Source organism: Collinsella aerofaciens (assembly GCF_039752985.1).
Taxonomy (GTDB): domain Bacteria; phylum Actinomycetota; class Coriobacteriia; order Coriobacteriales; family Coriobacteriaceae; genus Collinsella; species Collinsella aerofaciens_BT.
On the sequence record NZ_JBDMHA010000023.1, the window covers coordinates 1 to 22,949 of the forward strand.

At 60.0% G+C, this 22,949-nt stretch carries 22 protein-coding genes; 6 read left to right on the forward strand and 16 right to left on the reverse strand.

Features of this window, described 5'->3' with window-relative positions:
* The 10 genes from ABHR76_RS04440 to ABHR76_RS04485 all read right to left on the reverse strand — a co-directional run.
* On the reverse strand, positions 1-292 hold a 292-nt coding region (locus ABHR76_RS04440), incomplete at its 3' end, for a helix-turn-helix domain-containing protein (protein ID WP_346976917.1).
* Positions 279-674, reverse strand: coding sequence for a type II toxin-antitoxin system RelE/ParE family toxin (locus ABHR76_RS04445; protein WP_316370295.1), 396 nt, complete (start codon positions 672-674; stop codon positions 279-281). The genes ABHR76_RS04440 and ABHR76_RS04445, both read right to left, overlap by 14 nt.
* Positions 675-749: 75 nt before the next feature.
* Positions 750-2,024 (reverse strand): N5-glutamine methyltransferase family protein, encoded by a 1,275-nt coding sequence (locus ABHR76_RS04450; RefSeq protein WP_346976918.1) that lies wholly within the window; start codon positions 2,022-2,024, stop codon positions 750-752.
* A gap of 654 nt (positions 2,025-2,678) precedes the next feature.
* Positions 2,679-3,746: a peptide chain release factor 1 gene (prfA, locus tag ABHR76_RS04455; RefSeq protein WP_055252487.1), complete on the reverse strand. Its 1,068-nt coding sequence runs from the start codon at positions 3,744-3,746 to the stop codon at positions 2,679-2,681.
* A 289-nt stretch (positions 3,747-4,035) separates the two neighbouring features.
* The gene (locus tag ABHR76_RS04460) at positions 4,036-5,463 is read right to left on the reverse strand and encodes a M20/M25/M40 family metallo-hydrolase (RefSeq protein ID WP_346976919.1); all 1,428 of its coding nucleotides are present in this window, start codon (positions 5,461-5,463) and stop codon (positions 4,036-4,038) included.
* A gap of 72 nt (positions 5,464-5,535) precedes the next feature.
* Positions 5,536-6,321, reverse strand: coding sequence for an amino acid ABC transporter ATP-binding protein (locus ABHR76_RS04465; RefSeq protein WP_346976920.1), 786 nt, complete (start codon positions 6,319-6,321; stop codon positions 5,536-5,538).
* Between the two features lie 22 nt (positions 6,322-6,343).
* Positions 6,344-7,492, reverse strand: a complete 1,149-nt coding sequence (locus ABHR76_RS04470) for an amino acid ABC transporter permease (RefSeq protein WP_346976921.1) — start codon at positions 7,490-7,492, stop codon at positions 6,344-6,346.
* Positions 7,493-7,501: 9 nt separating this feature from the next.
* Positions 7,502-8,428: a transporter substrate-binding domain-containing protein gene (locus ABHR76_RS04475; RefSeq protein ID WP_225094001.1), complete on the reverse strand. Its 927-nt coding sequence runs from the start codon at positions 8,426-8,428 to the stop codon at positions 7,502-7,504.
* A gap of 187 nt (positions 8,429-8,615) precedes the next feature.
* The gene (locus ABHR76_RS04480; protein ID WP_346976922.1) at positions 8,616-9,509 is read right to left on the reverse strand and encodes an aldose 1-epimerase family protein; all 894 of its coding nucleotides are present in this window, start codon (positions 9,507-9,509) and stop codon (positions 8,616-8,618) included.
* Between the two features lie 79 nt (positions 9,510-9,588).
* Positions 9,589-10,455, reverse strand: coding sequence for a hypothetical protein (locus ABHR76_RS04485; RefSeq protein ID WP_346976923.1), 867 nt, complete (start codon positions 10,453-10,455; stop codon positions 9,589-9,591).
* Between the two features lie 251 nt (positions 10,456-10,706).
* Here ABHR76_RS04485 and ABHR76_RS04490 point away from each other — a divergent pair, with 251 nt between their 5' ends.
* Positions 10,707-11,969 carry an MFS transporter gene (locus ABHR76_RS04490; RefSeq protein ID WP_346976924.1) on the forward strand — a complete coding sequence of 421 codons (1,263 nt, stop codon included), beginning with the start codon at positions 10,707-10,709 and terminating at the stop codon, positions 11,967-11,969.
* A 229-nt stretch (positions 11,970-12,198) separates the two neighbouring features.
* Here the strand turns inward: ABHR76_RS04490 and ABHR76_RS04495 are convergent, their stop codons facing one another.
* Positions 12,199-12,336 carry a hypothetical protein gene (locus tag ABHR76_RS04495; RefSeq protein WP_346976925.1) on the reverse strand — a complete coding sequence of 46 codons (138 nt, stop codon included), beginning with the start codon at positions 12,334-12,336 and terminating at the stop codon, positions 12,199-12,201.
* A 70-nt stretch (positions 12,337-12,406) separates the two neighbouring features.
* On the opposite strand from ABHR76_RS04495, the gene ABHR76_RS04500 reads away from it, so the two are divergent.
* A complete protein-coding gene (locus tag ABHR76_RS04500) occupies positions 12,407-13,513 on the forward strand; it encodes an acyltransferase family protein (protein WP_346976926.1) in 1,107 nt (368 codons plus the stop codon).
* Positions 13,514-13,549: 36 nt separating this feature from the next.
* The gene (locus ABHR76_RS04505) at positions 13,550-14,014 is read left to right on the forward strand and encodes a low molecular weight protein-tyrosine-phosphatase (RefSeq protein ID WP_346976927.1); all 465 of its coding nucleotides are present in this window, start codon (positions 13,550-13,552) and stop codon (positions 14,012-14,014) included.
* A gap of 140 nt (positions 14,015-14,154) precedes the next feature.
* Here the strand turns inward: ABHR76_RS04505 and ABHR76_RS04510 are convergent, their stop codons facing one another.
* Positions 14,155-14,484 carry a TIGR04076 family protein gene (locus ABHR76_RS04510; RefSeq protein WP_346976928.1) on the reverse strand — a complete coding sequence of 110 codons (330 nt, stop codon included), beginning with the start codon at positions 14,482-14,484 and terminating at the stop codon, positions 14,155-14,157.
* A complete protein-coding gene (locus tag ABHR76_RS04515; RefSeq protein ID WP_260699598.1) occupies positions 14,477-15,301 on the reverse strand; it encodes a PfkB family carbohydrate kinase in 825 nt (274 codons plus the stop codon). Before ABHR76_RS04515 ends, ABHR76_RS04510 begins: the two co-directional genes overlap by 8 nt.
* Before the next feature lie 447 nt (positions 15,302-15,748).
* Between ABHR76_RS04515 and ABHR76_RS04520 the strand changes: the two genes are divergently transcribed.
* From ABHR76_RS04520 to ABHR76_RS04530, 3 genes are read left to right on the forward strand one after another with little or no spacing between them, the layout of a single operon-like run.
* Entirely contained in the window at positions 15,749-16,255 is a 507-nt protein-coding gene (locus ABHR76_RS04520) for a MarR family winged helix-turn-helix transcriptional regulator (protein WP_346976929.1), read from the forward strand.
* Positions 16,248-18,062 (forward strand): ABC transporter ATP-binding protein, encoded by a 1,815-nt coding sequence (locus ABHR76_RS04525; RefSeq protein ID WP_346976930.1) that lies wholly within the window; start codon positions 16,248-16,250, stop codon positions 18,060-18,062. The genes ABHR76_RS04520 and ABHR76_RS04525 overlap by 8 nt, the downstream gene beginning before the upstream one ends.
* Positions 18,055-19,974 (forward strand): ABC transporter ATP-binding protein, encoded by a 1,920-nt coding sequence (locus tag ABHR76_RS04530; protein WP_271737111.1) that lies wholly within the window; start codon positions 18,055-18,057, stop codon positions 19,972-19,974. Before ABHR76_RS04525 ends, ABHR76_RS04530 begins: the two co-directional genes overlap by 8 nt.
* 446 nt (positions 19,975-20,420) lie before the next feature.
* Here the strand turns inward: ABHR76_RS04530 and srtB are convergent, their stop codons facing one another.
* From srtB to lepB, 3 genes are all read right to left on the reverse strand, one after another.
* The gene (gene srtB, locus ABHR76_RS04535; protein WP_346976936.1) at positions 20,421-21,074 is read right to left on the reverse strand and encodes a class B sortase; all 654 of its coding nucleotides are present in this window, start codon (positions 21,072-21,074) and stop codon (positions 20,421-20,423) included.
* A 101-nt stretch (positions 21,075-21,175) separates the two neighbouring features.
* Positions 21,176-22,285, reverse strand: a complete 1,110-nt coding sequence (locus ABHR76_RS04540; RefSeq protein ID WP_271737113.1) for a DUF7601 domain-containing protein — start codon at positions 22,283-22,285, stop codon at positions 21,176-21,178.
* 51 nt (positions 22,286-22,336) lie between these two features.
* Positions 22,337-22,870 carry a signal peptidase I gene (lepB, locus tag ABHR76_RS04545; RefSeq protein ID WP_346976931.1) on the reverse strand — a complete coding sequence of 178 codons (534 nt, stop codon included), beginning with the start codon at positions 22,868-22,870 and terminating at the stop codon, positions 22,337-22,339.
* Between the last annotated feature and the right edge of the window lie 79 nt (positions 22,871-22,949).

Genomic DNA, 22,949 nt, shown 5'->3' on the forward strand with positions numbered 1-22,949 from the left:
GCGTAACGGTACGATCGGGAAACTCGATGCTTGCAACCAGTTTTCCGCCGAGGCTCTCTGCGTACCTGCTCAGCGTGTCAAGCCTCATCGAACCCAATTCCCCACGCTCGAGCTCGGATACGCGTTTTTGAGAAACGCCCATCGATTGGGCGACCGACGCCTGTGTTAGATCTTTTAGCCTGCGAATCTGAGCAAGCTTATAGGCTTCGATACGATCGCGAGTCCTCTCCTGCTCGGCGGTAATGGAGTCGCGTGTTATCCCGCGAGATTCCATATACTCATGCAGCTCCATCTTGATCGAGCCTCCTTACATGGCGACGGTATATTTGTTCCGCCCTGGGAATGCTGATCGCATACCAGCCGTTCCACTTTGCCTTCGACGACTCCGCCTGCGACTTATCTCCCGCCAACAGCAACACTGCCTGACGTTTGGGGTCAAAGGCAAAAAGGATACGAATCACCGACGGTCCGCACGACGTCACCCTTAGTTCCTTTAAATGATGCAATTTCGAGCCCTTCACGCGGTCAACCAGCGGACGACCAAGGCTAGGACCTTCTTTCTCAAGTACTAAAAGGTCTGCGTAAATCTGTCGCAACGTAGACTCATCCTGCTCATCGAGCCAAGGCTCGATGTAATCGAGCACAATGCGGTATCGATGCGGCTGATTTGACATACCTTTCTCCTTCTATAGTAGAAGTTTTACGGTATATTGCAAGGACAAACTTGCGCAAATGTCTATTAATTCAGCTTAAATACGCTGTTTGGGCTCGGTGACGATGGCTCGGACGATGCGGGGGCGATCGGTGAGGTCATGGACGATACGCACGTCCGAAAGGCCTGCCTGGCGACAGAACTCGGCCGCGGCATCGAGGGCACCCTCGTAGAGCTCGCAGGCAAACAGGCCGCCGGCGCGCAGCATGTAAGGCGCCGCATTGAGCAGGCGGCGGAAAATATCGAGGCCGTCGGCGCCGCCCTCGAGCGCCAGGTCGGGCTCAAAGTCCTTGACCTCGTGCGGCAGCGAGCGCATGACGTCGGTCGGGATGTAAGGCGGGTTGGAGACGAGCACATCAAAGGTGCCCCACTCTTCGCGGGGAATGGAACTCACCAGGTTGGTGAGGCTAAAGGCAACCTCATCTGCCGTGAGGCCGAGGGCGTCGCGGTTTTTGGTGGCCAGATCGATGGCGCGCGGCTCGATATCGGTGGCGGTGCAGGTAACGTGGCCGCGGCGCTCCCAGGCAAGGGAGAGCGAAATGCAGCCCGTGCCGCAGCCGACCTCGAGAACGCGGGCAGTGCAGGGCTCGGTTGGGGCAGATACGTTAGCCTCGGCGGCATCTTGCGCGGGAGTCGCCTGTTGGTCGTTGTCCTCAATGGCGATGCCGTATTCGTCGAGCTCGGGCTCGGGGGTTTCCATGGCCTCTGCTTCTGCCGCTTCGGCTTCTGCTGCCTGCGCGGCGGCTTCCTCGGCCTCGCGGTCGGCCAGTTCCTCGGCATAGGCGCGGCTACCGAGCACGTCGCTACCCAGCGCAGCCTCATCGGCGGCCGTCAGGTTGGCGGCACGGCGCTCGGCGGCCGCGCGTTCGTCAGCCAGCGCCGCCTCGGCTTTGCGGGCCTGCTCGACCTCATCGTTCCAAGGCAGCTCAACACGCTGACGGGCAGCAGCCTCGGGGCTCAGCACCTCGGCATCCAGATAATTGAGGACTTCCTCGACGAGCATCTCGGTCTCGGGGCGCGGAATGAGCACACCGGGGGCGCACGCGACGTCGATCATGCGAAACTGCGTGCTGCCGGTGATGTACTGCAGCGGCTCGCCCTTCGCGCGACGGACGACCGCCGCGTGCATGGTCTCGAGCTGCGCTGCGTCGAGCGTCTCGTCCATGCGCATATATAAGTCGATGCGCGCCAGACCCGTGGCTGCGCACAGCAGCCATTCGGCAGAAAGACGGGGATGCTCCTCACCGCGCTCGGCCAGGTACTCCTTGGTCCACTCGAGACAACGCTTGATGGTCCAGATCTCGTTTGCCATGGGGTCCTCCCCTCTTAAGCGCCGGGCGGCGCGCGAATGTCGGAGCAGATTGTACGCGAGGTCAGCGCTTGGCAAGGGACGATTGAAGGCGATTATCGAGAATCAGCCCAGAATTTTGCACCGGGCTCGCTCAAAGTGTTCATTCGCCGACGTCTAGATTTGCATTCGTCAAGCTTTTGGCAAGGTTGCCCCAAAACTGACCAATATCTAACCAAGAACTTGCCAAACCACTTGACGCGCGACGCGTCAAAAATCACCCCGCGACTTCTTGGACGATTTTTCGAGCAATATTTTCAATAGCAGATGAATACCGCCAATTGCTTTAAGCAGGTAAGCAGCTCAAAGGCCATCAAAACCGATTGAATAACATCTCAAAGCAATGTACCCAACCTAGTCATTTAAGAACGTCCCCAATGACTAGCACATCCGGAGCAAGGCAACGCCACAGGTCGAGGACGGACAGCGAGCGACGTCCAGGGCGAACAAGTTGGCATGAAAAAGGCGAGGCATAGACCTTCTGGTCATGCCTTGCCTTTTGAATGACAAATTGTCGCTCTGGGCGGCGCGCAGCGTCGGCTGGTCCGCCGTTCGTTAGAACGGCGGAACCTAAGGGCGCAGCGTCGGCTGGTCCGCCGTTCGGTAGAACGGCGGAACCTACACAGCCTGCGCTAGCTTCTCGGCTCGCTCGGCGGCGGCAAGTGCCTCGATGACAGTGCCGAGCTGATCGCCCAGAAGGACACCGTTGTAGGTGGAGTTGAAACCGATGCGGTGATCGGTCACACGGTCCTGGGGCTGGTTGTAGGTACGAATCTTCTCGGAACGGTTGCCGTGGCCGATCTGGCTTTGGCGCTCGGCACCGAGTTCTGCCTGCTGCTTCTCGAGCTCCATCTCGTACAGACGGGCACGCAGCATCTGCATGCAGACCTCGCGGTTCTGGATCTGGGAACGCTGCTCCTGTGACTGCACCACGGTGTTGGTGGGCAGGTGGGTGATGCGCACGGCGGAGTAGGTAGTGTTAACGCACTGACCGCCAGGGCCGGAGGCGCAGTAGGTGTCGATGCGCAGGTCGGACTGGTTGATCTGGACGTCGATCTCCTCGGCCTCGGGAAGTACGGCGACGGTAGCCGTGGAGGTCTGAATGCGGCCCTGGGACTCAGTCTTGGGAACGCGCTGGACGCGGTGCACGCCGGACTCGAACTTCATGACGGAGTAAACGCGGTCGCCCTCGACCTTGAACTCAATGGACTTAAAGCCGCCGGCCTCGCTGGGGCTGGAATCGAGCACGGTGGTCTTCCAGCCGCGCGACTCGCAAAAGCGCTGATACATCTTGTACAGGTCGCCGGCGAAGATGGCCGCCTCGTCGCCACCGGCGGCGGAGCGAATCTCGACGATGGTGTTCTTGTCGTCGTTGGGGTCGCTCGGGATGAGCATGTACTTGATGTCTTCCTCGAGCTGGGGGAGCTTGGCCTCGTTTTCGGAGATGTCCATCTGGAGCATCTCCTTCTCATCGGCATCGGTGGTATCGTGCAGCATTTCCTTGGCAGCCTCGATGTCATCGAGCGCACCGATGTACTCGCGCGAGGCGGCGATGAGGTCGGACTGGTGCGCGTACTCCTTGTTGAGACGCGTGAACTCCTTGATATCGGAGGCGACGGCCGGGTCAGAGAGCTTCTTCTCGAGCTCCTCGTAGGCCTTGATGATCTTTTCGAGCTTGTCGCGCATGACGGGACTCCTTTATATGCGTGAAGGTGAAAATCGGCAGAATTAATGGGGCGCGGGGCGCCACTGCGGGGGTAAGCCCAGCTAGAACATGTCGATCTTCAGATACATGCGCATCCCTTCGTGTATGGGGTACATAGTTGCGGTCTAACCCATACATGATAGCGTGCGCAGGCAAACCTGCATATAACCCGCACGGAATGAGCGGACGTAGCCGTTGGGGATGTTCCTTAACGACTAGTCATGTAAGAACGTCCAACGGCTAACAAAGGAGCTGTCGCTTTGTCGAATTCTAGAGCGTTTGAAGCAGGGAGATGAGAAAACGGATGCCCTGGAGGTAGGCTCGGCGAGTGATGCGCTCGTTAGTGCCGTGGACGCCGCGATCGCACTCGTCGTCATCAACCACAAAGGCCGAGAAGCGAATGCACTCAGGGCAAATACGCTGGTAGTTGGCAGCATCGGTCGCGCCAATCACGGTCGAGGGAACGATGCCGATAGGAGCTCCGCCCGCCGCTGATGATCCGTTTTCCTCCGTCCCCTTTGGATCACGGAAATAGCGGGCGGCGATGGAGCGAACCGCCTCGAGGCCGGGACCACCGATGCGCGGGGACGGCGAGGGTTCGGAGCTGCCGGGGCCCAGCTCCACTTCGACACGACCGGCAAGGTCCGTTGCGGCAATTGCCTCACGGCAGCGCGCCACAACGTCGGCCACGCTCGTGCCCTCGAGCATGCGGAAGTTAATGTTGGCCCACATATCCTGCGGCATTACGTTGGCGCCGGTGCTGCCGCCCTCGATTTGCGTGGGCGCGCAGGTGGTCGTCACCAGCGGATAGAGCTTCTTGCTGGCAAGGCAATCGCGGACAATGGCGCCCCCGTTGGCGGCAATTTCATCCGCCGTGTAGAGCCCCAGCTCGACGAGCTGTGCGGCAAGTAAATCGGTCATACGCGTCGGCCACTCGATATCGCAGATTGCGGCGATAGCGCGGCTCAGCACCTCGAGCGATGTGCCGCCGTAAGGGTTAGACGAATGCCCGCCCTCACTCTTCGTCTTGAGCACAATATCGGCGTAGCCCTTCTCGGCAAGGTCGGCATGCATAAGCCAGCCCTCGCCCGCGCCGTACTCGGCAGCCGAAACAATACGGTAGTCGCCCTCGTCGATCAGGTATTCAAGTTCAACGCCGCGTTCCTCGAGCACGCGGCCGATTGCTCCCGCGCCGTGCTGCGTGGTTTCCTCGTCCTGGCCAAAAGCGAGCAGCAGGGAACGCTTGTGCTCCCAGCCGTGCGCCAACGCATACTCAACCGCCTCGAGAATGCCTGCGACCTGGTCTTTCATGTCGATGGCACCGCGACCCCAAATGTAGGTGTCGTCCACGTGGCCACTAAAGGGGGCATGCGTCCAGTCAGCCTCGGTGCCGGGCACCACGGGAACCACGTCCATGTGGCCCATGAGCATGACGGGTTTGAGGGCGGGGTCGGAACCGCCAAGCGTCACCAGCAGCGAATGGTCGACAAGCTCGACCTCGCCCACCGCGAACACGCGCGGCCAGGCCTGCTGCATATAGGCGCGCAGGTCGTCGAACGGCTGCCAGTTCACCGCCTCGGCATCCATGCTCGAGATGGTCGGAAACGACAGCACGCGGCCCAGGCGCTCGCACGCGCCAGCTTCGTCCAAATCGGCAAAATCATCCTCATGCGCAAAGAAGCGCCAAACCTCGGCCATGACATCCTTTCGACTGTGATGACGAGGGCCGCCCCACCGGAGCGGCCCTGCCACGTAAGCGTTAGCGGTCGGTTATTTGTCCTCGAGATAACGCGAGAGGAACTCGCGGGTACGCTGGTGCTTGGGGTTGCCAAAGAGCTCCGCCGGTGCGGCATCCTCGAGGACCACGCCCTTGTCCATAAAGACCACGCGGTCGGACACCGTGCGGGCAAAGGCCATCTCGTGCGTGACGACGACCATGGTCATGCCGTCGGCAGCGAGCTTGCGCATGACCTCGAGCACCTCTCCCACGATCTCGGGGTCGAGCGCGGAGGTCGGCTCGTCGAACAGCATGATCTGCGGATTCATGCACAGGGCACGAGCGATGGCCACGCGCTGTTTTTGACCACCGGACAGGCGGCCCACGGCGGCGTGCGCGAACTTTTCGAGTCCCACGCTGGTCAGATGCTCCATCGCGACCTTCTCGGCCTCGGCCTTGCTCATCTTTTTGAGCGTGACGGGCGCGAGCGTGCAGTTGTCGAGCACATCCATGTTGTTGAACAGGTTAAAGCCCTGGAACACCATACCGATGTCCTCGCGCAGCTTGTTGATGTTGCAGCGCTCGGCCGTGAGGTCCTGGCCGTGGAACCAGATGTGGCCCGCGTCCGGGGTCTCGAGCAGGTTGAGGCAGCGCAGGAAGGTCGACTTGCCCGAACCCGAGGCGCCGATAATGGTGACGACCTCGCCTGATTTGACGGACAGGTCGATGCCCTTGAGTACCTCGAGCGAGCCGAAGCTCTTGCGCAGGCCCTCGACGCGGATGAGCGGCTCTTTAGTTTGTGCGGCGGCCGCAACGCCGGTAGTGGCGGTATCTGCCATGATGATTCTCCTCGTCTTGAGCCTAGTTGGAGCTGGGCAGCGTTGCCGGGGCCTCGGCGCCGAGCTTTTTGCCAAAGGCTTCGAGCAGGCGGCTCGCCACGAGCGTCAGGATCAGGTAGACCACGAGCGCCACGCAGTAGACCTCCATCTGGCGGTAGTACACGCCGGCGACCGTGGTAGTAGCGTACATAAGGTCGAACACGCCGATGACCGAGAGCACCGACGAATCCTTGATGTTGATGATGAGCTCGTTGGTGAGCGCCGGAATCGCATTTTTAATGCCCTGGGGGAACACGACTTTGCGCATAGCCTGCCACTGCGAAAGACCCAGCGAGCGTGCCGCCTCGGCCTGGCCGGGATCGATGGACTCGATGCCGCCGCGCAGGACCTCCATCATGTAGGCGGTGGAGTTGAGCGAGATAGTGACGAGGCCGGCGGTGAAGGTACTCCAAATCTGGTTGGCCTGGGCGGTCTCGAAGCCCATGCCACGCAAAACGGTGAAGCCCGCGTAATAGATGAGCAGGCCCTGGACCATCATAGGCGTGCCGCGCACGATGGTGGAGTAGATGGTCGCAAAGCCGCGGCCGATACTCTTAAAGAAGCGCACCAGGTCGTTGTCTACGCGATCGAAGGTCTGAATACGCAGGAACACAAAGAGCAGCGCCAGGAAGAATGCGATGACGGTGCCAAAGATGGCAAGCGCGATGGTGATCTCGATACCGCGGATAAAGAAGTCCCCGCTCTTGTAGGTCATGTAGACCAGGCTCGACAAAAAGTCGCTGGGGTTGGAGTCCGAGACAATGCTCACCCGCACCAGGTCGATAAACGACATGACGCAGCGGTCCACGAAAAAGATCGCCGCGATGGCGACCACGACATGGCTGCCCAGGCGCGCGCCGCGGCGGAAACGCTCGGATGCGAACGGCGATTTTTCGCGATAGTCGTTCCAGTGCATGAGCTTGGTGACGAGCGCCGCCGCCGACACGACGAGCCAGGCCCAAAGAATCGCCCAAAGGCAATCCTGGAAGATACCGGTGGGGGCTAAGAAGCTCAGCGGCGTGGGGTTGCGCTGGCTAAACGCCAGGCCGAGCGCCGCGATAACGCTCGTGCCCAGGTACACGTAACGGTGGTCGGCCTTGATAAAGGAGGCCAGACGATTGATGGTTTTCATGCTGCCTCCCTATGCCGGCTGACGGTCGAGGCACGCGTCCCACATTTGGTCGCGTTCCTCTTGGCTAATGCCCTTGAGTGTCTTGTCGATGAGTTTAAGCAGCTTGTCCGAGCCCTTGCGGCAGCCGACGTTTGCCGCGACCTCCTGCTTAAAGCCCTCGCCCTCGGCAAAATGGATGGGGACGATACCGGGGTTTTGGGCCATATAGCCCTTCTCGTTCTCGGTGTTGTAGGTCACGGCGTCGCACGTGCCCTGCAGCAGGTTCGAAAATACCGTGGGGACCGAATCGACCGGATTTTTGTGCACAACGCCCGGAATCTCGTCGATGACGGTATCGAGCATGGTGTCCTTTTGGCCGAGGACCGTAGCGCCACTAAAGTCGCTGAGCTTGGTGGCGTTCTGGTAAGGCGAGCCCTCTTTTACGAACAGGCCAAAGTAGCCGATAAAGTACGGATCGGAGAAGCCGACCGACTCCTCACGCTCGGGCGTGGCGCTCATACCGGCGATGATAAGGTCGATCTGGCCGTTGTTGAGCGAGTCGATGAGACCCGAGAAGCTCTGTTTGACGGCAACGGGCTCGCCGCCGAGGGCCTTGCAGACAATCTTGGCAATCTGCACGTCGTAGCCGTCGGCATAGGCGCCCTGCACGTTGTCGATGGGAATGGTGTACTCGCTGGCCTCGGAGACCTGCCAGTTGTACGGAGCGTAGGCCGCCTCCATGCCAATGCGGATCTTGTCCTTGCCGATCACGGAATCGGACAGGTCGTCGCGACCGCCGCCCGTCGTGGGCTGAACCACCTTGAGCGTGGATGGGCGCTGGCAGCCGGCGAGCGCGCCGGCGACGACGGAAGCGCTCGCAGCGAGAGCGCTACCCAAAAAGATGCGGCGGCTGCATACCGGCTGTGGATGCGCGTCGCGTTGATGGGGAGAATGCATAATCTGCCTTCCCTGTTGAATCGTATGCTGACGACTTAACAGGATATACGTCAGCGACCAGCAGCGCAGCACAAGCTCGAAAAATTAATAGACACACGGCAGTCATTGGGAACGTCGATGTTTTGGCAATGCCAGCGAGCGGCGCGCAGCGTCGACCGGTCCGCCGTTCGTTAGAACGGAGGAACACCTACAGCAGCGTTACCTCGAAGGTACGCTTGTCGGTGGCGCCGGGAGCCAAGGTGATGGTGTTGACCTTGTGCTCAAAGACGTCGTCCTCGGTGTCCATGGTGGTGTGACCGGTCCAGGGCTCGAGCGCCACAAACGGAGCGTCGTTGGCGGCAGACCACACGCCGATGTACTTAAAGCCCTCAAAGTCGATCTTGACGCCGTGGCCCGACTTGCGGCCGCGCAGCGTGAGCGTGGAGCCCGGGGTATCGGTGAACATGATGGCGTCGTTATCGAAGCTGCGGTGCGTGATGGGCAGCACGTCCGAGTTATCGGGAGCCTTGTAGCTACCCTCGAACGTCATAAGGCCATCGGGCGTGATGACGGGGGCCTCGTTAGTCCAAGCCTCGGTAAACGCCAGCTCGTAATCCTCGAACGCCTCGTCCTCGGCGCCGGGGGCGGGCACGTTAAATGCGGGGTGGCCGCCCACCGAGAACGGCAGGTCCACGTCGCCGGTGTTGGTGACAGCAAAGGTCTGCGTGAGGGTGGCGTCGCCGGTCAGGGCATAGGTCATGTTGAGCTTAAAGTGGAACGGGAACGCCTTGAGCGACTCGGGCGTGTCGGTGAGCTCGTAGGCAACGGACGAACCATCCTCCGACACCTCGACGATCTTGTGCTCGACAATGCGCGCGATGCCGTGGCGCGCCATCTCGCAGGTGCCGGCTGCAGACGTCGCCGTGTTGTTGCGCAGCGATCCCACGATGGGGAACAAGATGGGCGCGTGCTTGCCCCAAAAGGCCGGGTCGCCCTGCCACAGATACTCATTGCCGTTGAGAGCAAGGCTCGTGAGCTGGGCGCCCATGGAATCGATGGCCGCGGTGAGGCCGCCGCGCTTGATGGTAGTGACGGTGGACATGCTACTTCCTCCAATGGTAAACAACGGTGTCGAGGGCTATTGTCCCACTCTTGGCGGCGGGGTTGAGCGACAGGCGCAGTTATTGAGCAATAGCGTAAAGGTCAAACCCGCCCTGTGGCGTGCTATCGACCGTATCGGGCGCCTGTGAATTAAAACTCACCGGAACCATGCGCTTTGAGGCGCGGTAACGCGTGCCGTCGGTGGCGACGGGCGGCTCATCGACCGTGAGCTCGTAGTCGCCGGGCTTGAGTTCGATACCGTCGCCTTCAGAATTGACGTATTGATACTCGTCGATTACTTGTCCCTTGAGCGTGCGGCCCACGATGTGGATGAGCATTTGGCTGTCGCCGCGCGCGGTGTCCCACGTCGCGCCATCCTTAACCTCGACCGACACATGTACCGAGCGCGTGCGGCCGAGCGATTGCTCGACGGACATCTCGACCTTGGCGGCGTCTTGGCGCTGTTGTTCAACATGGCTCCAGACGTTTCCAATTACCGAGCATGCGATAACGCCGGCCATGAAGGCGATGAAGATGGGACCGAGCGGAGAGCGGCGACCCGCGTCTTCCTCGCGATCCAGGTTGGGGCGATGCGTGGGGGCGGGCGCCCGGGCACCCTGAGCGGGCACGTCGAGTATGCTGAAGGATGCCGTGCTGCCGGGGTCGATGTTATGGCGCGGCTGCGGGGTCTTGGCCGGCGAGATGGACATGTCCGCCGGCTCATCGAGTGTGGCCGTGGCATCGGCCTTAGCCTCATCGGCCTCGGCTTGGGCCCAAGCCTGCTCAAAGGTCAGGGGCTCGGCGGAGTCGGAAGCGGCGTCCGTCTCGATGGCATCGTTGCCGATCTCATCCTCGTCGCTCGACATGTCACGCGGCGCGGGCTCGTCCCACTCCTCATCCGGAGCTTCGCCCTCGCTATACCACCATTCAAAGTTATCGATATCCATACGGGGCGCCCCTTAGGCCTCGCAAATAAACACTTGCTAGCCTTATACCCCCAGACGGCGCTGGAGCTCGCCGGCACAGACAGGAAAACCGTCACAACATTCGACGCTTTTCCTCGTTTTCGAGATTTTCGCCGAATGTTGTGACGGTTTGGGCGACTGGCTGGCAGCGCAATGTGACAAAGGGACTGTCTCTTTGTCACATTCTGTTAGAGTTGCAGGGATTGAATCTCGCTTATTCATGCGACATTGGAGTGACAACCTTGACCGCCGCAACCACGCCAAAAAGTAAGTCAACCGCCGCCGCGCTCTCCCCCGCGCGCACCAAGCTCTGCCTGGCGCTGCTCGTGCTGTTGGGATTCTCGCTCGGCTGCTCCGAGTTCGTGGTCATCGGCATCGAAAGCGACTTGGCAACGGAACTCGGCATATCACTTGCCACTGCGGGCCAGCTCATCAGCGTGTTTGCGCTCGTCTACGCTATCGCGACGCCGGTGCTCGCGCTCAGCACGGGGCGATTCCGCCGCTACCAGCTGCTCGTGTGCTATAGCGTCGTCTTTGTGCTCGGCAACCTGGTGATGGCGTTGGCTCCCAACTTCCAGGTGCTGTTTATCTCACGCATTGTCCTGGGCTCTGTCTCGGGTGCGCTGCTCGCCGTGGGCGTGACGTACATCCCTGAGCTGCTATCCCCGCAGCAAACCTCACTTGCCATCTCGGTCGTGTACGGCGCGTTTTCCGTGGCGATGGTCTTTGTGACCTCGATTGGCAAGTTTGTGGCCGACACACTCGATTGGCACGTGGCCATGTACGGCACGCTGACCTTTGCCGTTTTGATCTGTAGCGCGCTCGTGGCGTTTATGCCTCGCGCCGGGCAGACCGATGAGCCCGCCACCTTCCGCGAGCAGGCGGGGCTACTACGCGAGCCGAGTATCATCACCGGCATGCTCATCTTCTTGTTTGGCGTGGGCTCGGTCTACGTATTCTACGGCTACGTGACGCCTTATCTGGAGCAGGTGCTGGGCATGGATACCGTTCAGGCGAGCACCACACTTATGGCCTATGGCGTGTTCTGCCTGATCTCGAACATCCTGGGCGGATGGATCGATGCGCGTTTTGGCATGAAGGCGCTGCTGGTTACGTTTGTGCTGCAGGCGGCGGCACTGCTCGGGCTGTTTGCCGTGGGCGCCGCCATGCCGCTCGCGCTGGTCTTTGTCTTTAGCCTGGCGATGCTCATGTACCTGTTCTCGGTCTCATGCATCACGCACTTTATGGACGTGGCACGCAGCCGCCATCCCAAGTCGATGGTACTCGCGAGTTCGGTTGAGCCCATGGCGTTTAACGTCGGCATCTCGTTTGGCACCGCAGTGGGCGGCGCCGTGGTAAGCAGCGTTGGCATTGCGCGCGTGGGCGCAGTGGGCGCCGCGTTCTCGCTTGCGGCCTGGGTGCTCACGCTGGTGACGATTAAGCTGGCTCGTTGGGAGCGTCGCCGTCAATCAGCACAGCCCCGGATGCAGGCATAGGGACGAACATAGCCCAAGGTGGCGAGCAACCGGTGAAAACCGTCCCATACGAGTAGTGTTTATCCACCTGCAAGCTCCAGCAGTGCAATTTCATGTACTTCAGATACACGCTTTTCTATGATTTCGTATATTTCAAGTACACGAAATGCGCGTGGGGCAACTCAGAGGCGGCGGCAGTTCATTGTCTGCCGCCGCCTTTTATACCGGATTTTATAGATATGTGGGGCGTTTACTCCATACCCAGCAGCTCGCGCATCTGAGTTGCGTAGTTAGATGCCATGTTGCCGTAGACAATCTGCACGCCGCCGTTAACATGCACATGAGCCAGGCCCCCGAATCCGCCCGATTTGGGGGTCTTTCTCGTCAAAATGTACGCTAAATCCATGAGGGTATATAATGGGGGCGCTCTGCTCGAATGCACGAAGGAAGAGGTGATAATGCCTGGTCACGAGAAGCGCGTCTTGTCGCTTGACGGCCTGCGAGGGCTCGGGGCGCTGATGGTGTTCCTGTTTCACGTCAACAACATGGTCAAGCCGTTTGGCGCGGGGGGTCCAAGCCTCTTCCCTGGCGGCGCGTCGGTTATGGTGTTCTTTATCCTGTCCGGCATAGTGCTGTCTCTTGTTCCCTTTAAGCGCATGGGAAACGGTGGGTACGACTGGCTTGGCTATTACCCAAGAAGGGTCGTCCGCCTTTGCGTGCCGCTGTTTGCGGCGATTGCACTGGCCCTTCCTGCGGGCTACGTGGCCTGGCGCCTGGGGTCCACGTCGCGCTCCGCGCTTGCCGTCGCCTACGACGCGGGCCTTCCCACTGCGGTTCATGACATCCTCATGCAGTTCGACGTGCTGTTCAACGTGTCCGATGGCGTCAACAACCTCTTTGGCGCGCAGCTCGTCCGCGTTGACTCTCCCGTCTGGTCCATGAGCTGGGAGCTCTGGTTTAGCCTTACGCTTCCGCTGGCCATCTGGTGCATATCAAGGATTCGCCGGACGGGTCTGGCGGTTGTTGCGACCTTTATTGCGGTGCTTGTCTCGTACTGGACGGGCTACTTTCCGCTGCGCCTTTGCCTGATGTTCTGGATTGGCGTCATGGTGGCCCGGCAATTCGACAAAATCAAGGCCGTCAAGCTTTCAATGCTGGCCGAGCTGGCGCTGCTTGTGGCCTCCGTTGGTGTTATCGAGCTCTCGCTCGTGTGGCATCCCGGCGGGGTCCTCGAGGCGTTGGAGTTCACCGCCATGAACGCGGCCTGCCTGGTGGTGGTTGTCGTCGCGATTGCCGACGGGTTCACGCGCCGTGCGCTCTCTGCGGCCCCCATGGTCTTTTTGGGAAAGGTGTCGTACAGCCTCTACCTTACCCACGCCATTGTCATCGGTGCGCTCGCTGCCCTGCTGCCCAGGCTTGGGATTGTCGACCCGCTCGCGATTGCCGCGGTCTCGCTGTCCGCAAGCATGCTCGTCTCCGTTGCGTTCTGGCGCATCGTCGAGGTGCCCAGCATGAATTTGTCGCGCTCGCTGGCATCGTCAGAGCCTAGGAACGCCGTTCGATAATGCGTCGTACTTGGCTTCGTTTGGAGAGAGCTGGTCATGAATAGCCCCAAGCCCGTCCACCGCGTTCTCTTTGTCTGCCACGGCAACATCTGCCGCTCGACGATGGCCGAGTCGGTGTTTACCGAGCTCGTACGCCGCGCTGGGCGCGAGGCGGAGTTTGTCATCGATTCCGCAGCGACCTCGACCGAGGAGATCGGCAACCCGCCACACCACGGTACCGTTGCCAAGCTGCGCGAGGTCGGGATTCCCGTCGTTGCGCACCGTGCCCGCCAGGTGCGTCGCGCAGAGTATGGCAGCTGGGATCACATTGTCTATATGGACGACGAGAACGCCCACGGCCTGTACCGCATCTTTGGGAAGGACCCCGATGACAAGATCTCGCGCCTGCTCGATTGGACCGATCGCCCCGGCGACGTGGCCGACCCCTGGTACACCGGCAATTTCGACGCCACCTACCGCGATGTACTCGCCGGTTGCACCGCTATGCCCGAGCAACTATAGACGCTCGGGCGGCGCGGACACACGGGCCATGCCATCGACATAAAACGAGCGTGGATTTTCTCCCGCATACAAATTGAGCGTGGATAATCTCCCACTTCGAGCGCGAAACGGCGCTCTAAACGGGAAAAATCCTCGCTCGGTTACTCGTCGACGATCTCGGCGAGCCAAACGTTCAGCGTATCGACCTCGGGGCAGCAGAACTTTGCCGTACCGGGCTCGTTGCCGGGCACGGTTCCGCCATAGCGCAGGATATCGATATAGGGAAAGCCCACATGGCAGGCCATGGCGCACATCTTGCCGCGGTCTCGGTCGAAGTCAAAGACGTCGCCCGGCTTGTGACCATGGTGGCAGCGGCACGCACCCAGCTGGTCCACGCAGCTCACGCGGATGCGCGGACGCTTGCCACGCGGCGCGCCGAGCGGCTTGCTCTCGCCCTCAGGCTTGATGCCGCCCTCGCCAGCGTTACTCATGGTCGATCACGTCCAAGCAGGCCTCGATGGGAAGGCCGGCCGACTTGTCCTCTTGGTCGGCATTGCGCTCGATAAGCTCGGCCACCACGCGCATGGCGTCGGTCGTCGCACGCTGCAAGCTCCAGCCGGCCATAACGCGACCCACGAGCACCGACGAGAACGTATCGCCCGTGCCCGGGAAATACACCGGGATCAGCTCAAAGGGAATCGTGAAGTACTCCCCCGCCACATGGTCGTAGCCGATGACGGCACTCGCCCCGTCGACCTTGGCACTCGTAATGACCACCGACTTGGCGCCCAGCGCGAGCATAGCATCCACGAGCGCACGAGCCTCATCGGCCGTAATCTGTTCTGCCATAGGCGTATCGGTGAGCAGACACGCCTCGGTATAGTTGGGCACCGCGTAGTCGGCGCACTCGACCAGGCTGCGCATAAGGCCGATGGTCGACTCGGGCACGCCAGCGTAGAGCCTGCCATTGTCGGCCATGATGGGGTCGACGAACACCTTGGTGCCCTTTTGCGAGCGGCGGTGGCAAAAGTCCGAGATGATGCGCGCCTCTTCCTCGGTCACGATAAAGCCGGTGGAGATTGCGTCGAATTCAAAGCCGAGCTCCTCCCAGATGGCGAGACTCTGGCGCACGTACTCCGTGGTGTCGTGGATGTAGAACTTGGGGTAGTTGAGCGTATCGGAAACGAGCGCCGTTGGCAGGTTGTGGATGCGATAGCCCATGTGCGACAGCACCGGCAGCATGGCAGAAAGCGCGACCTTGCCGTAACCGCACATATCGTTGATCAGCAGCAGCTGAGTGTTCTTCATGAGTGTCCCCCTTGGGTCGGGCGCGGCGCAACGGCGCCACAGTGCGACTAAGTGTAGCGCAGGGGACGTTGTGAGCGGAGTCGAGCGGCACGAAGGGCAAATTGTTGCGGAAAGGTTTCGAAAAAATGATCCCTTTTCCTCCGTCCCCAAGGGATCACATGCACCGAAGCGGACCGTGGCGGAATCACAGATTTGAGGACGGACAGCGAAAGCGTTCCCAAGCGAGCAAGGTAGCGTGAAAGAGGAGGGCATAGGCCTTGTGGCCATGCCCGACGATTGAACGCCAGATTGCCGCTTAGGAGCGTTTGCAGCGCCGAGCCGTTACGCGGTTTGGTAAAACCGCGTAACCACTAGTTTGGTACCTTGACATTCATTTCTCATGCTCCTAGATTGGTTAGGCACAAATCAATTCCACTACCTAACTAAAGAAAGGAGCAACACTAATTCATGTGCGATGAACCTCTTAACCTTTGTTCGCACGAGCCCGGCGGCGACCCGTCACAGCAGGCGGATGCACCCGAAGCGGTTAGCTCAGAAGACAAGCTTGCCAAGCGCATCCTCAATGGCCTGGGCTTTTGCGGCCATTACATGCATTTTCATGGCGGAGGCGTGTCCGGCAAGGCGCCCATCATCTGCCTGCTGGCCAAGCAACCCGGCGGCGAGATGTCGCAGCAGGAACTCGGCATGCACTTTGACCTCAAGCCGGGGTCGCTTTCCGAGATCCTGTCCAAACTCGAGCTCAACGGCCTCATCGAGCGCAGCCGTAACCCCAAGGATCGACGGCAGCTCACCATTCGCCTGACCGAAACCGGCCGGGAAAACGCCCGCATCGACCAGGCAGCCCGCATTCGCTTTAGAGAGCAGGCCTTTGGTGCCCTCACCCACGACGAGCGCGAGCAGCTCGCCGAAATGCTCGAGAAAATCCGTGTAACCTGGGAGGAACTGGATGATTAAAACCCTCATGGGCAGCATCCGCGACTATATAAAAGTCACCGTTGCCACGCCGTTGCTCGTGCTTGGCGAGGTGCTCTGCGAGATGCTGATTCCATTTATCACCGCCAACCTGATCGACGCCATCAAAGATGGCACCACCGTAGCCGAGATGCTTCCCACCGCGGGCTTTTTGGTGCTCATCGCGCTGACGTCGCTTGCTTTTGGCGCCGCTGCCGGCGTCACCTGCAGCCATGCGAGTTGCGGCTTCGCTAAGAACCTGCGTCACGACCTGTTCTACAAGATCCAGACGTTCAGCTTTGCCAACATCGATGAGTTCTCGAGCTCCTCGCTCGTCACGCGCCTGACCACCGATATCAACAACGTGCAGCAGGCCTTTATGATGATCATCCGTATCGCCGTGCGCGCGCCGCTGGTATTGATCTTCGCCTTTACCATGGCATTTATCATGGGCGGCAGCGTCGCCATGGTCTACCTGGTCATCATTCCGCTGCTGGGCTTTGGGCTGTTCTTTATCATCTTTAAGGTGCGTCCCATCTTCTCGCGCGTGTTCCACAAGTACGACGCCCTTAACGAGTCCGTCGAGGAAAACGTCACCGGCATGCGCGTGGTCAAGAGCTACGTGCGCGAAGACTTTGAGAAGGAGAAGTTCGCGACCGCCGCACGCGACGTCCAGATGGACTTCACCCGCGCCGAGAAGCTGCTTGCCTTTAACAACCCCATGATGAACATCTGCGTCAACGGCGCGTTTGTCGTCATCATCTACCTGGGCTCCAAGCTCATCATCACGAGCCAGGGCACACTGTTCGACGTGGGCCAGCTCTCCTCGATCTTTACCTATGGCTTCCAAATCCTCATGAGCCTGATGCAGCTATCGATGATCTTTGTCATGGTGACCATGGCCGACGAATCGGCGCACCGCATCACCGAGGTGCTGGCCGCCGAGCCCACGATCGCCGATCCCGCCGAGCCCGTGCTCGAGGTCGCCGATGGCTCCATCGACTTTGACCACGTGAGCTTTAAGTATTCCGCGCATGCGAAGCGCCAGGCGCTCGACGATATCGACCTGCACATTAAGAGCGGCGAGACCATCGGCATCATCGGCGGCACCGGCTCGGCCAAGTCCACGCTCGTAAACCTCATCGCCCGCCTGTACGACGCCACCGAGGGTACCGTGCGCGTGGGCGGCGTGGATGTACGCGACTACGACTTGGACGCCCTGCGCCACCAGGTGGCCATGGTGCTGCAGAAAAACGTGCTGTTTAGCGGCACGATTGCCGAGAACCTGCGTTGGGGCGACCCGAACGCCACCGACGAAGAGGTCCGCGAGGCCGCGCATCTGGCCTGCGCCGACGAGTTTGTCGACGGCTTCCCCAAGGGCTATGACACCTGGATCGAACAGGGCGGCTCCAATGTTTCCGGCGGTCAGAAGCAGCGCCTGTGCATTGCGCGTGCCCTGCTGCGTCGCCCCAAGATCTTGATCCTGGACGACTCCACGAGCGCCGTCGACACCAAGACCGACGCCAAGATTCGCGCAGGGCTGGCAAGCTATCTGCCCAACACGACCAAGCTCATCATCGCCCAGCGCATTAGCTCCGTGCAGGACGCAGACCGCATCATCGTCATGGAGGGCGGCCGCATCGCGCAGATCGGTAACCACGACGAGCTGCTCAAGACGAGCGAGATCTACCGCGAGACCTTTACCTCGCAGAACAAGATGTCTGCCGAGGGCGAAGAGGCCGTCGAGGCCGACACCGAGGCATCCGTAACGCAAGCTCAGACCCAGGAAGGAGGCGAGGCACATGAGTAAGGCAACGACCGCCGAGCGCACGCTCAACCGCAAGGGCGGCACCATGTCGCGCCTCATCAAGACGCTCTTTGGCTTTTACCCCGTGCTTTTGCCCCTCGTCGTCGCCGGCGTGGTGCTCTGCGCCATCATCAACTCCATCGGCGCGACCTTCCTTCAGAGCGCCCTGCAGATTATTAGCGAATCGTGGCAGTCGGGCGATTGGGGAGCCGCGCAGCCCAAGATCGCACAGCTCGTGACCACCCTCGCCTGCATCTACGGCATCGGCATCCTGTCCTCGCTCTTCTGGAACCGCGCCATGGCCATCGTCACGCAGGGCTCGCTGGAGAAGCTGCGCGAGAAGATGTTCAACCGCATGCAGGACCTGCCGATCCGCTACTTCGACACGCACCAGCGCGGCGACATCATGAGCCACTACACCAATGACATCGACACGCTGCGCCAGATGATCAGCCAGTCGCTGCCCAACCTGCTCATGACGGTCATCGTCATCGTCACGGTGTTCTTTATCATGCTGTACTACAGCGTGTGGATGTGCTTGGTCATTATTGCCGGCGTCGCCTTTATGACCTTTATGACCAAGCTGCTCGGCTCCAACTCCGCGCGCTTCTTTATTGCGCAGCAGACCGAGCTCGGCGTTGTCGAGGGCCATATCGAGGAAGTCATGAACGGCCAGAAGGTCGTCAAGGCATTCTGCCACGAGTCTGCCGCCGAAGCCGATTTTGACGAGCGCAACGAAAAGCTCTTCGAGGTCTCGCAGAAGGCCAACATGTACGCCAACATCCTCATGCCCATCCTTATGAACCTGGGCAACCTGCTCTACGTGCTGGTCGCACTGGCCGGCGGCATTTTCCTAGCGCTGGGCGTGCCCAACCTGAGCATCTCGGGCATGGCGCTGTCCATCGCCGTCGTGGTGCCGTTCCTCAACATGACCAAGCAGTTCTGTGGACAGATCGGCCAGATCTCGCAGCAGATCAACGCCGTGGTCATGGGCCTCGCCGGCGCCGACCGTATCTTTGAGCTCATCGACGAGGAGCCCGAAGCCGACGAAGGCTATGTGACGCTTGTCAACGCTCAGGTGAACCCCGATACCTGGCAGCTCGAGGAGGCCGACCACCACACTGGCATGTGGGCGTGGAAACATCCGCACCGCGCAACCGGCGAGATCGAGTACGTGCCGCTGCGTGGCGACCTGGTCATGGACAACGTCGACTTTGGCTACACGCCCGACCACGAGGTGCTGCACGGCGTGTCCGTGTTTGCCAAGCCGGGCCAGAAGGTCGCGTTTGTCGGCGCCACCGGTGCCGGCAAGACGACCATCACCAACCTCATCAACCGCTTCTATGACATCGCCGACGGCAAGATTCGCTACGACGGCATCAACGTCAACAAGATCCGCAAGGCAGACCTGCGCCGCTCGCTGGGCGTGGTGCTGCAGGACGTAAACCTGTTCACCGGCACCGTGATGGATAACATCCGCTACGGCAACCTGGACGCTACCGACGAGGAGTGCATCGCGGCAGCCAAGCTCGCGGGCGCGGACGACTTTATCACCCGCCTGCCCGACGGCTACGACACGATGCTCACCGGCAACGGCGCCCAGCTGTCGCAGGGCCAGCGCCAGCTGATCTCGATCGCACGCGCCGCCGTCGCCGATCCGCCGGCGATGATTCTGGACGAGGCCACATCGAGCATCGACACCCGCACCGAGGCCATCGTGCAGACGGGCATGGACAAGCTCATGGAGGGCCGCACGACGTTTGTCATCGCGCACCGCCTGTCCACCGTGCGCAACTCCGACGCAATCATCTGTCTGGACCACGGCCGCATCATCGAGCGCGGCAACCACGACGAGCTGATCGCCAAGCGCGGATACTACTATCAGCTCTATACCGGAGCGTTTGAGCTGGAGTAGGACCGGTTACTGACGGAGGGGGCCCCGGGGTGGCGGGGTAATTCCTCCGTGCTCAAACATTCTCGCTGCGCTGCGAAACTGCGCGCGGAGGAAATACCCCGCCACCCCGGGGCCCCCTCCTACGCGCGATCAGCCTGTCATTTAGAACGGAATATAAATTAGTGAGGCCCTGCCCAGTTGGCCAGGGCCTCGTTTTGTAAGGATGATTTGGGAGGTGGTGGAGGACCAGTCTTTTTGGGACGGGGCTAAATTAGCTGGTTCTCCATCCCAATATCGATGAATCAACAAATCGCAACTGATCCCTAATCCAAAACCAGCTAATTTAGCCCCGTCCCAAAAAGACTGGTCAAGCTAACGGAACGCAGTAGCTAAAAATCTCCGTCCCAGAAAAATCATTGCGCAGGTAGGACGGCAAAGGTAGCTAGAAAAGCCCCATCCTAAATGAGCTACAAGATTTCGGCTAGGAGCGCTCGGCGCCCATTTGTTTTATCACTGCAGGTAGAAAGCGCGATGATGCGTGCATCGAAGCCAGCGCCGTCCGTGTCCGCATGCACCGCCGTCTGCGAGATATGCGCGAGCAGAGTCTGCATTGAGGCCTGGTCCAGGTTTCCCGGCCCAAAGATAATGTCATCACTCGCGGCAAACGAACACACAGCAACGATGCGCAGGCGGAACGCCCCATCTTTTGTGTAGAGCGTGCCCGTGCGGTGCAGGTCAAAGAAGCCCCTGTCTAAAAACCGGTCGACATCGCCAAACATCGCGCCGTTATCCATGTGGTGCGCATAGAGCAGATTGTAGGAATCGGTCATCGCGCGGCTGTTGCGCGTATCCAAAAACACCGCTCCCGAAACCGCGGACTCCCCCAACACGTTTTTGTTGAGATATTCCTGGTTATCTTTTCCCTGAACAAAGGGATAGTCGATGTTGGTGCCATCGATGGTGACCCATCCGACCACGTCGGGATTTTTGGCCATCAGTTCCTGCAGGCGTGCGCAATCGTTGACCCCGGTGGGTTTGTAGTGCAGCAGCTCATCGCTGATGAACCCGCCGTTCATAACGTTGTTTGTATCCCACAGCGAATAGCCCCCGTACAGCAGCATGAGCAGCACGAGAAAGCCGGCAAACCACGTAAGTACGCGGTCGCCGGCTCGTGCCAGCCGAGCTATGCGTTTAAGCTCCATCGGCTGTAATCCTCGCTGTTTTAACGGCGGTTACGACGAGGACGGAAGAAGACCACGCCCATCACGGCAGCAAACGCGACGATTGCCGCATAGGGAACGACCGTCCGAATAACATCGGTCGGAACGGTAACATCCTTGGTGTTGGTAAAGGTCACCGTGGTGTCAGAAGTACCGATACCCTGCGCGAGAAGAATATTGGACTTTGTTTCGTTGCCAGTCTCCCCAATCTTGTACGACGTTTCATAACCTTCCTTCGTCTTGTAGTCGTCCTCAGTTACGGCATATGTGTCCTTCGATGAAAGACCATAAAAGGTGACGGAGTCGCCGTCTCTAAGGTTCACCGAAACCGTAGATCCCGATTTGACTACAGCTTCGGGCGTAGAAGTACCGTCTTTTTTCACAGTGACGTACTTATAGGTTTCCCCGGCAGCGCCGTTAAGGCTGACACTAAACCGGAAGTCCTTATTCTTGTCACCCTGGTTGCCCTTGACGACCTTTGTGATGGTCAGCTTATGGGTGGCATATTTGTTCACAAAGCCTGCGGCCTTCCTACCCGAGCTTGCTTTGTCGCTAAGAAGAGTACAACCATTAACAACATAGCCCGAGCCGCCATTTTCTGCGTTTTCTACGTAAACATCGAGGAAGAGCTCCTTGTACGTAACGTTGAGGCCATCCAACGGTGGCGGCGTCTGCGTAATCTTATATCGATAGATGCCCGGAGCCGTAAACTTTGAGGTATCAAGGCTGACGTTCAACGGAGCGGTTATTGTCTTAGTAATGCCGTCGGCATTATCTTGGCTATGAAGACCTTGGGCAGAAAAATTAACGGAAGACGACGGAAGCGTGGCGCCACCGGGCACTCCAGCAGAAACAGGCATGTTGTTACTCGTGCTCGCAAGCTCACTCGTCTCCGCCGGCGCAATCGAATAGCCGAACTCCGCATTCGGCTCCACGGCGTTCTTATTCATGGTAAGCGTCGAGGTGATTGTGACCTTGTTGTCATTTACCGGCAGATGCGGAGTAGCAGAGCCCTCCTCCGCCCACGCCGGCGCAGCAACTCCCACCAAAGCCAGCAGCATCGTGGCGGCCACAACTGCAAACGCCGCCAGTCGCCTCTTTCCAGTTTTCATGTTGTATCCTTCCTCTCGGGCACATGCCCTTAATAAAACCAGGCTTCGTGCCTACAGGTTCGACCTGCGCAGCACGCTGATCACGTTGCCTTTGATCTGCGAACGGGCAATCGGTCCATACAGGCGACTGTCGTGCCCGCCCTCGCGCAAATCTGCCAGCACAAAGAGCTCATCCGTTCCCAGATGCACGGGATAGTCCACAGCAGACTCATAGCGCGGCGTCGGCGTGGTGATATCGCTTTCCACCACAACAGCCCCGTTAACCATGAGCTCGCCCGACTCGGTAATTGTGACCTCATCACCGGGGCGGGCAACCACGCGACCCAGGCGCTCTTCGCCATCCGCGGTGTATACCACCACGTCACCCTCGTTAAAGCTCTGGCTGAGCCTCCAGTAGAGCATGACGTCACCCGAACAGATGCGGGGGGCCATCTCGCCAGTCGTGACTGCGCCCACGCCCAAGACCACACCAAAGAGCAGCCAGAGCGTCACGACAAAAAATGCCAGGCGCGCCAGAAAGCCCACGATATCGCGCCGGTCGTCCGCTTCTCCCAGATCTGGCGCCGCATGGGCGTCCAACCTCACGTTCGACGCGGCCGAATACCGCGAGCCCCGGGGTCTTCCCTGCGGGGCCGCTCGTGCGGCTGGCCCATCACCAGCATTG

Coding starts and splice junctions, on each gene's coding strand:
- ABHR76_RS04460 (WP_346976919.1), bottom strand. CDS start 5,463: ATGGCCGAGGTTTGGCGCTTCTTTGCGCATGAGGATGATTTTGCCGAT.
- ABHR76_RS04500 (WP_346976926.1), top strand. CDS start 12,407: ATGCCTGGTCACGAGAAGCGCGTCTTGTCGCTTGACGGCCTGCGAGGG.
- ABHR76_RS04530 (WP_271737111.1), top strand. CDS start 18,055: ATGAGTAAGGCAACGACCGCCGAGCGCACGCTCAACCGCAAGGGCGGC.
- ABHR76_RS04510 (WP_346976928.1), bottom strand. CDS start 14,484: ATGAGTAACGCTGGCGAGGGCGGCATCAAGCCTGAGGGCGAGAGCAAG.
- ABHR76_RS04445 (WP_316370295.1), bottom strand. CDS start 674: ATGTCAAATCAGCCGCATCGATACCGCATTGTGCTCGATTACATCGAG.
- ABHR76_RS04525 (WP_346976930.1), top strand. CDS start 16,248: ATGATTAAAACCCTCATGGGCAGCATCCGCGACTATATAAAAGTCACC.
- ABHR76_RS04520 (WP_346976929.1), top strand. CDS start 15,749: ATGTGCGATGAACCTCTTAACCTTTGTTCGCACGAGCCCGGCGGCGAC.
- ABHR76_RS04475 (WP_225094001.1), bottom strand. CDS start 8,428: ATGCATTCTCCCCATCAACGCGACGCGCATCCACAGCCGGTATGCAGC.
- ABHR76_RS04480 (WP_346976922.1), bottom strand. CDS start 9,509: ATGTCCACCGTCACTACCATCAAGCGCGGCGGCCTCACCGCGGCCATC.
- ABHR76_RS04470 (WP_346976921.1), bottom strand. CDS start 7,492: ATGAAAACCATCAATCGTCTGGCCTCCTTTATCAAGGCCGACCACCGT.
- ABHR76_RS04540 (WP_271737113.1), bottom strand. CDS start 22,285: ATGAAAACTGGAAAGAGGCGACTGGCGGCGTTTGCAGTTGTGGCCGCC.
- srtB (WP_346976936.1), bottom strand. CDS start 21,074: ATGCTGCTGTACGGGGGCTATTCGCTGTGGGATACAAACAACGTTATG.
- ABHR76_RS04515 (WP_260699598.1), bottom strand. CDS start 15,301: ATGAAGAACACTCAGCTGCTGCTGATCAACGATATGTGCGGTTACGGC.
- ABHR76_RS04505 (WP_346976927.1), top strand. CDS start 13,550: ATGAATAGCCCCAAGCCCGTCCACCGCGTTCTCTTTGTCTGCCACGGC.
- ABHR76_RS04450 (WP_346976918.1), bottom strand. CDS start 2,024: ATGGCAAACGAGATCTGGACCATCAAGCGTTGTCTCGAGTGGACCAAG.
- prfA (WP_055252487.1), bottom strand. CDS start 3,746: ATGCGCGACAAGCTCGAAAAGATCATCAAGGCCTACGAGGAGCTCGAG.
- ABHR76_RS04485 (WP_346976923.1), bottom strand. CDS start 10,455: ATGGATATCGATAACTTTGAATGGTGGTATAGCGAGGGCGAAGCTCCG.
- ABHR76_RS04465 (WP_346976920.1), bottom strand. CDS start 6,321: ATGGCAGATACCGCCACTACCGGCGTTGCGGCCGCCGCACAAACTAAA.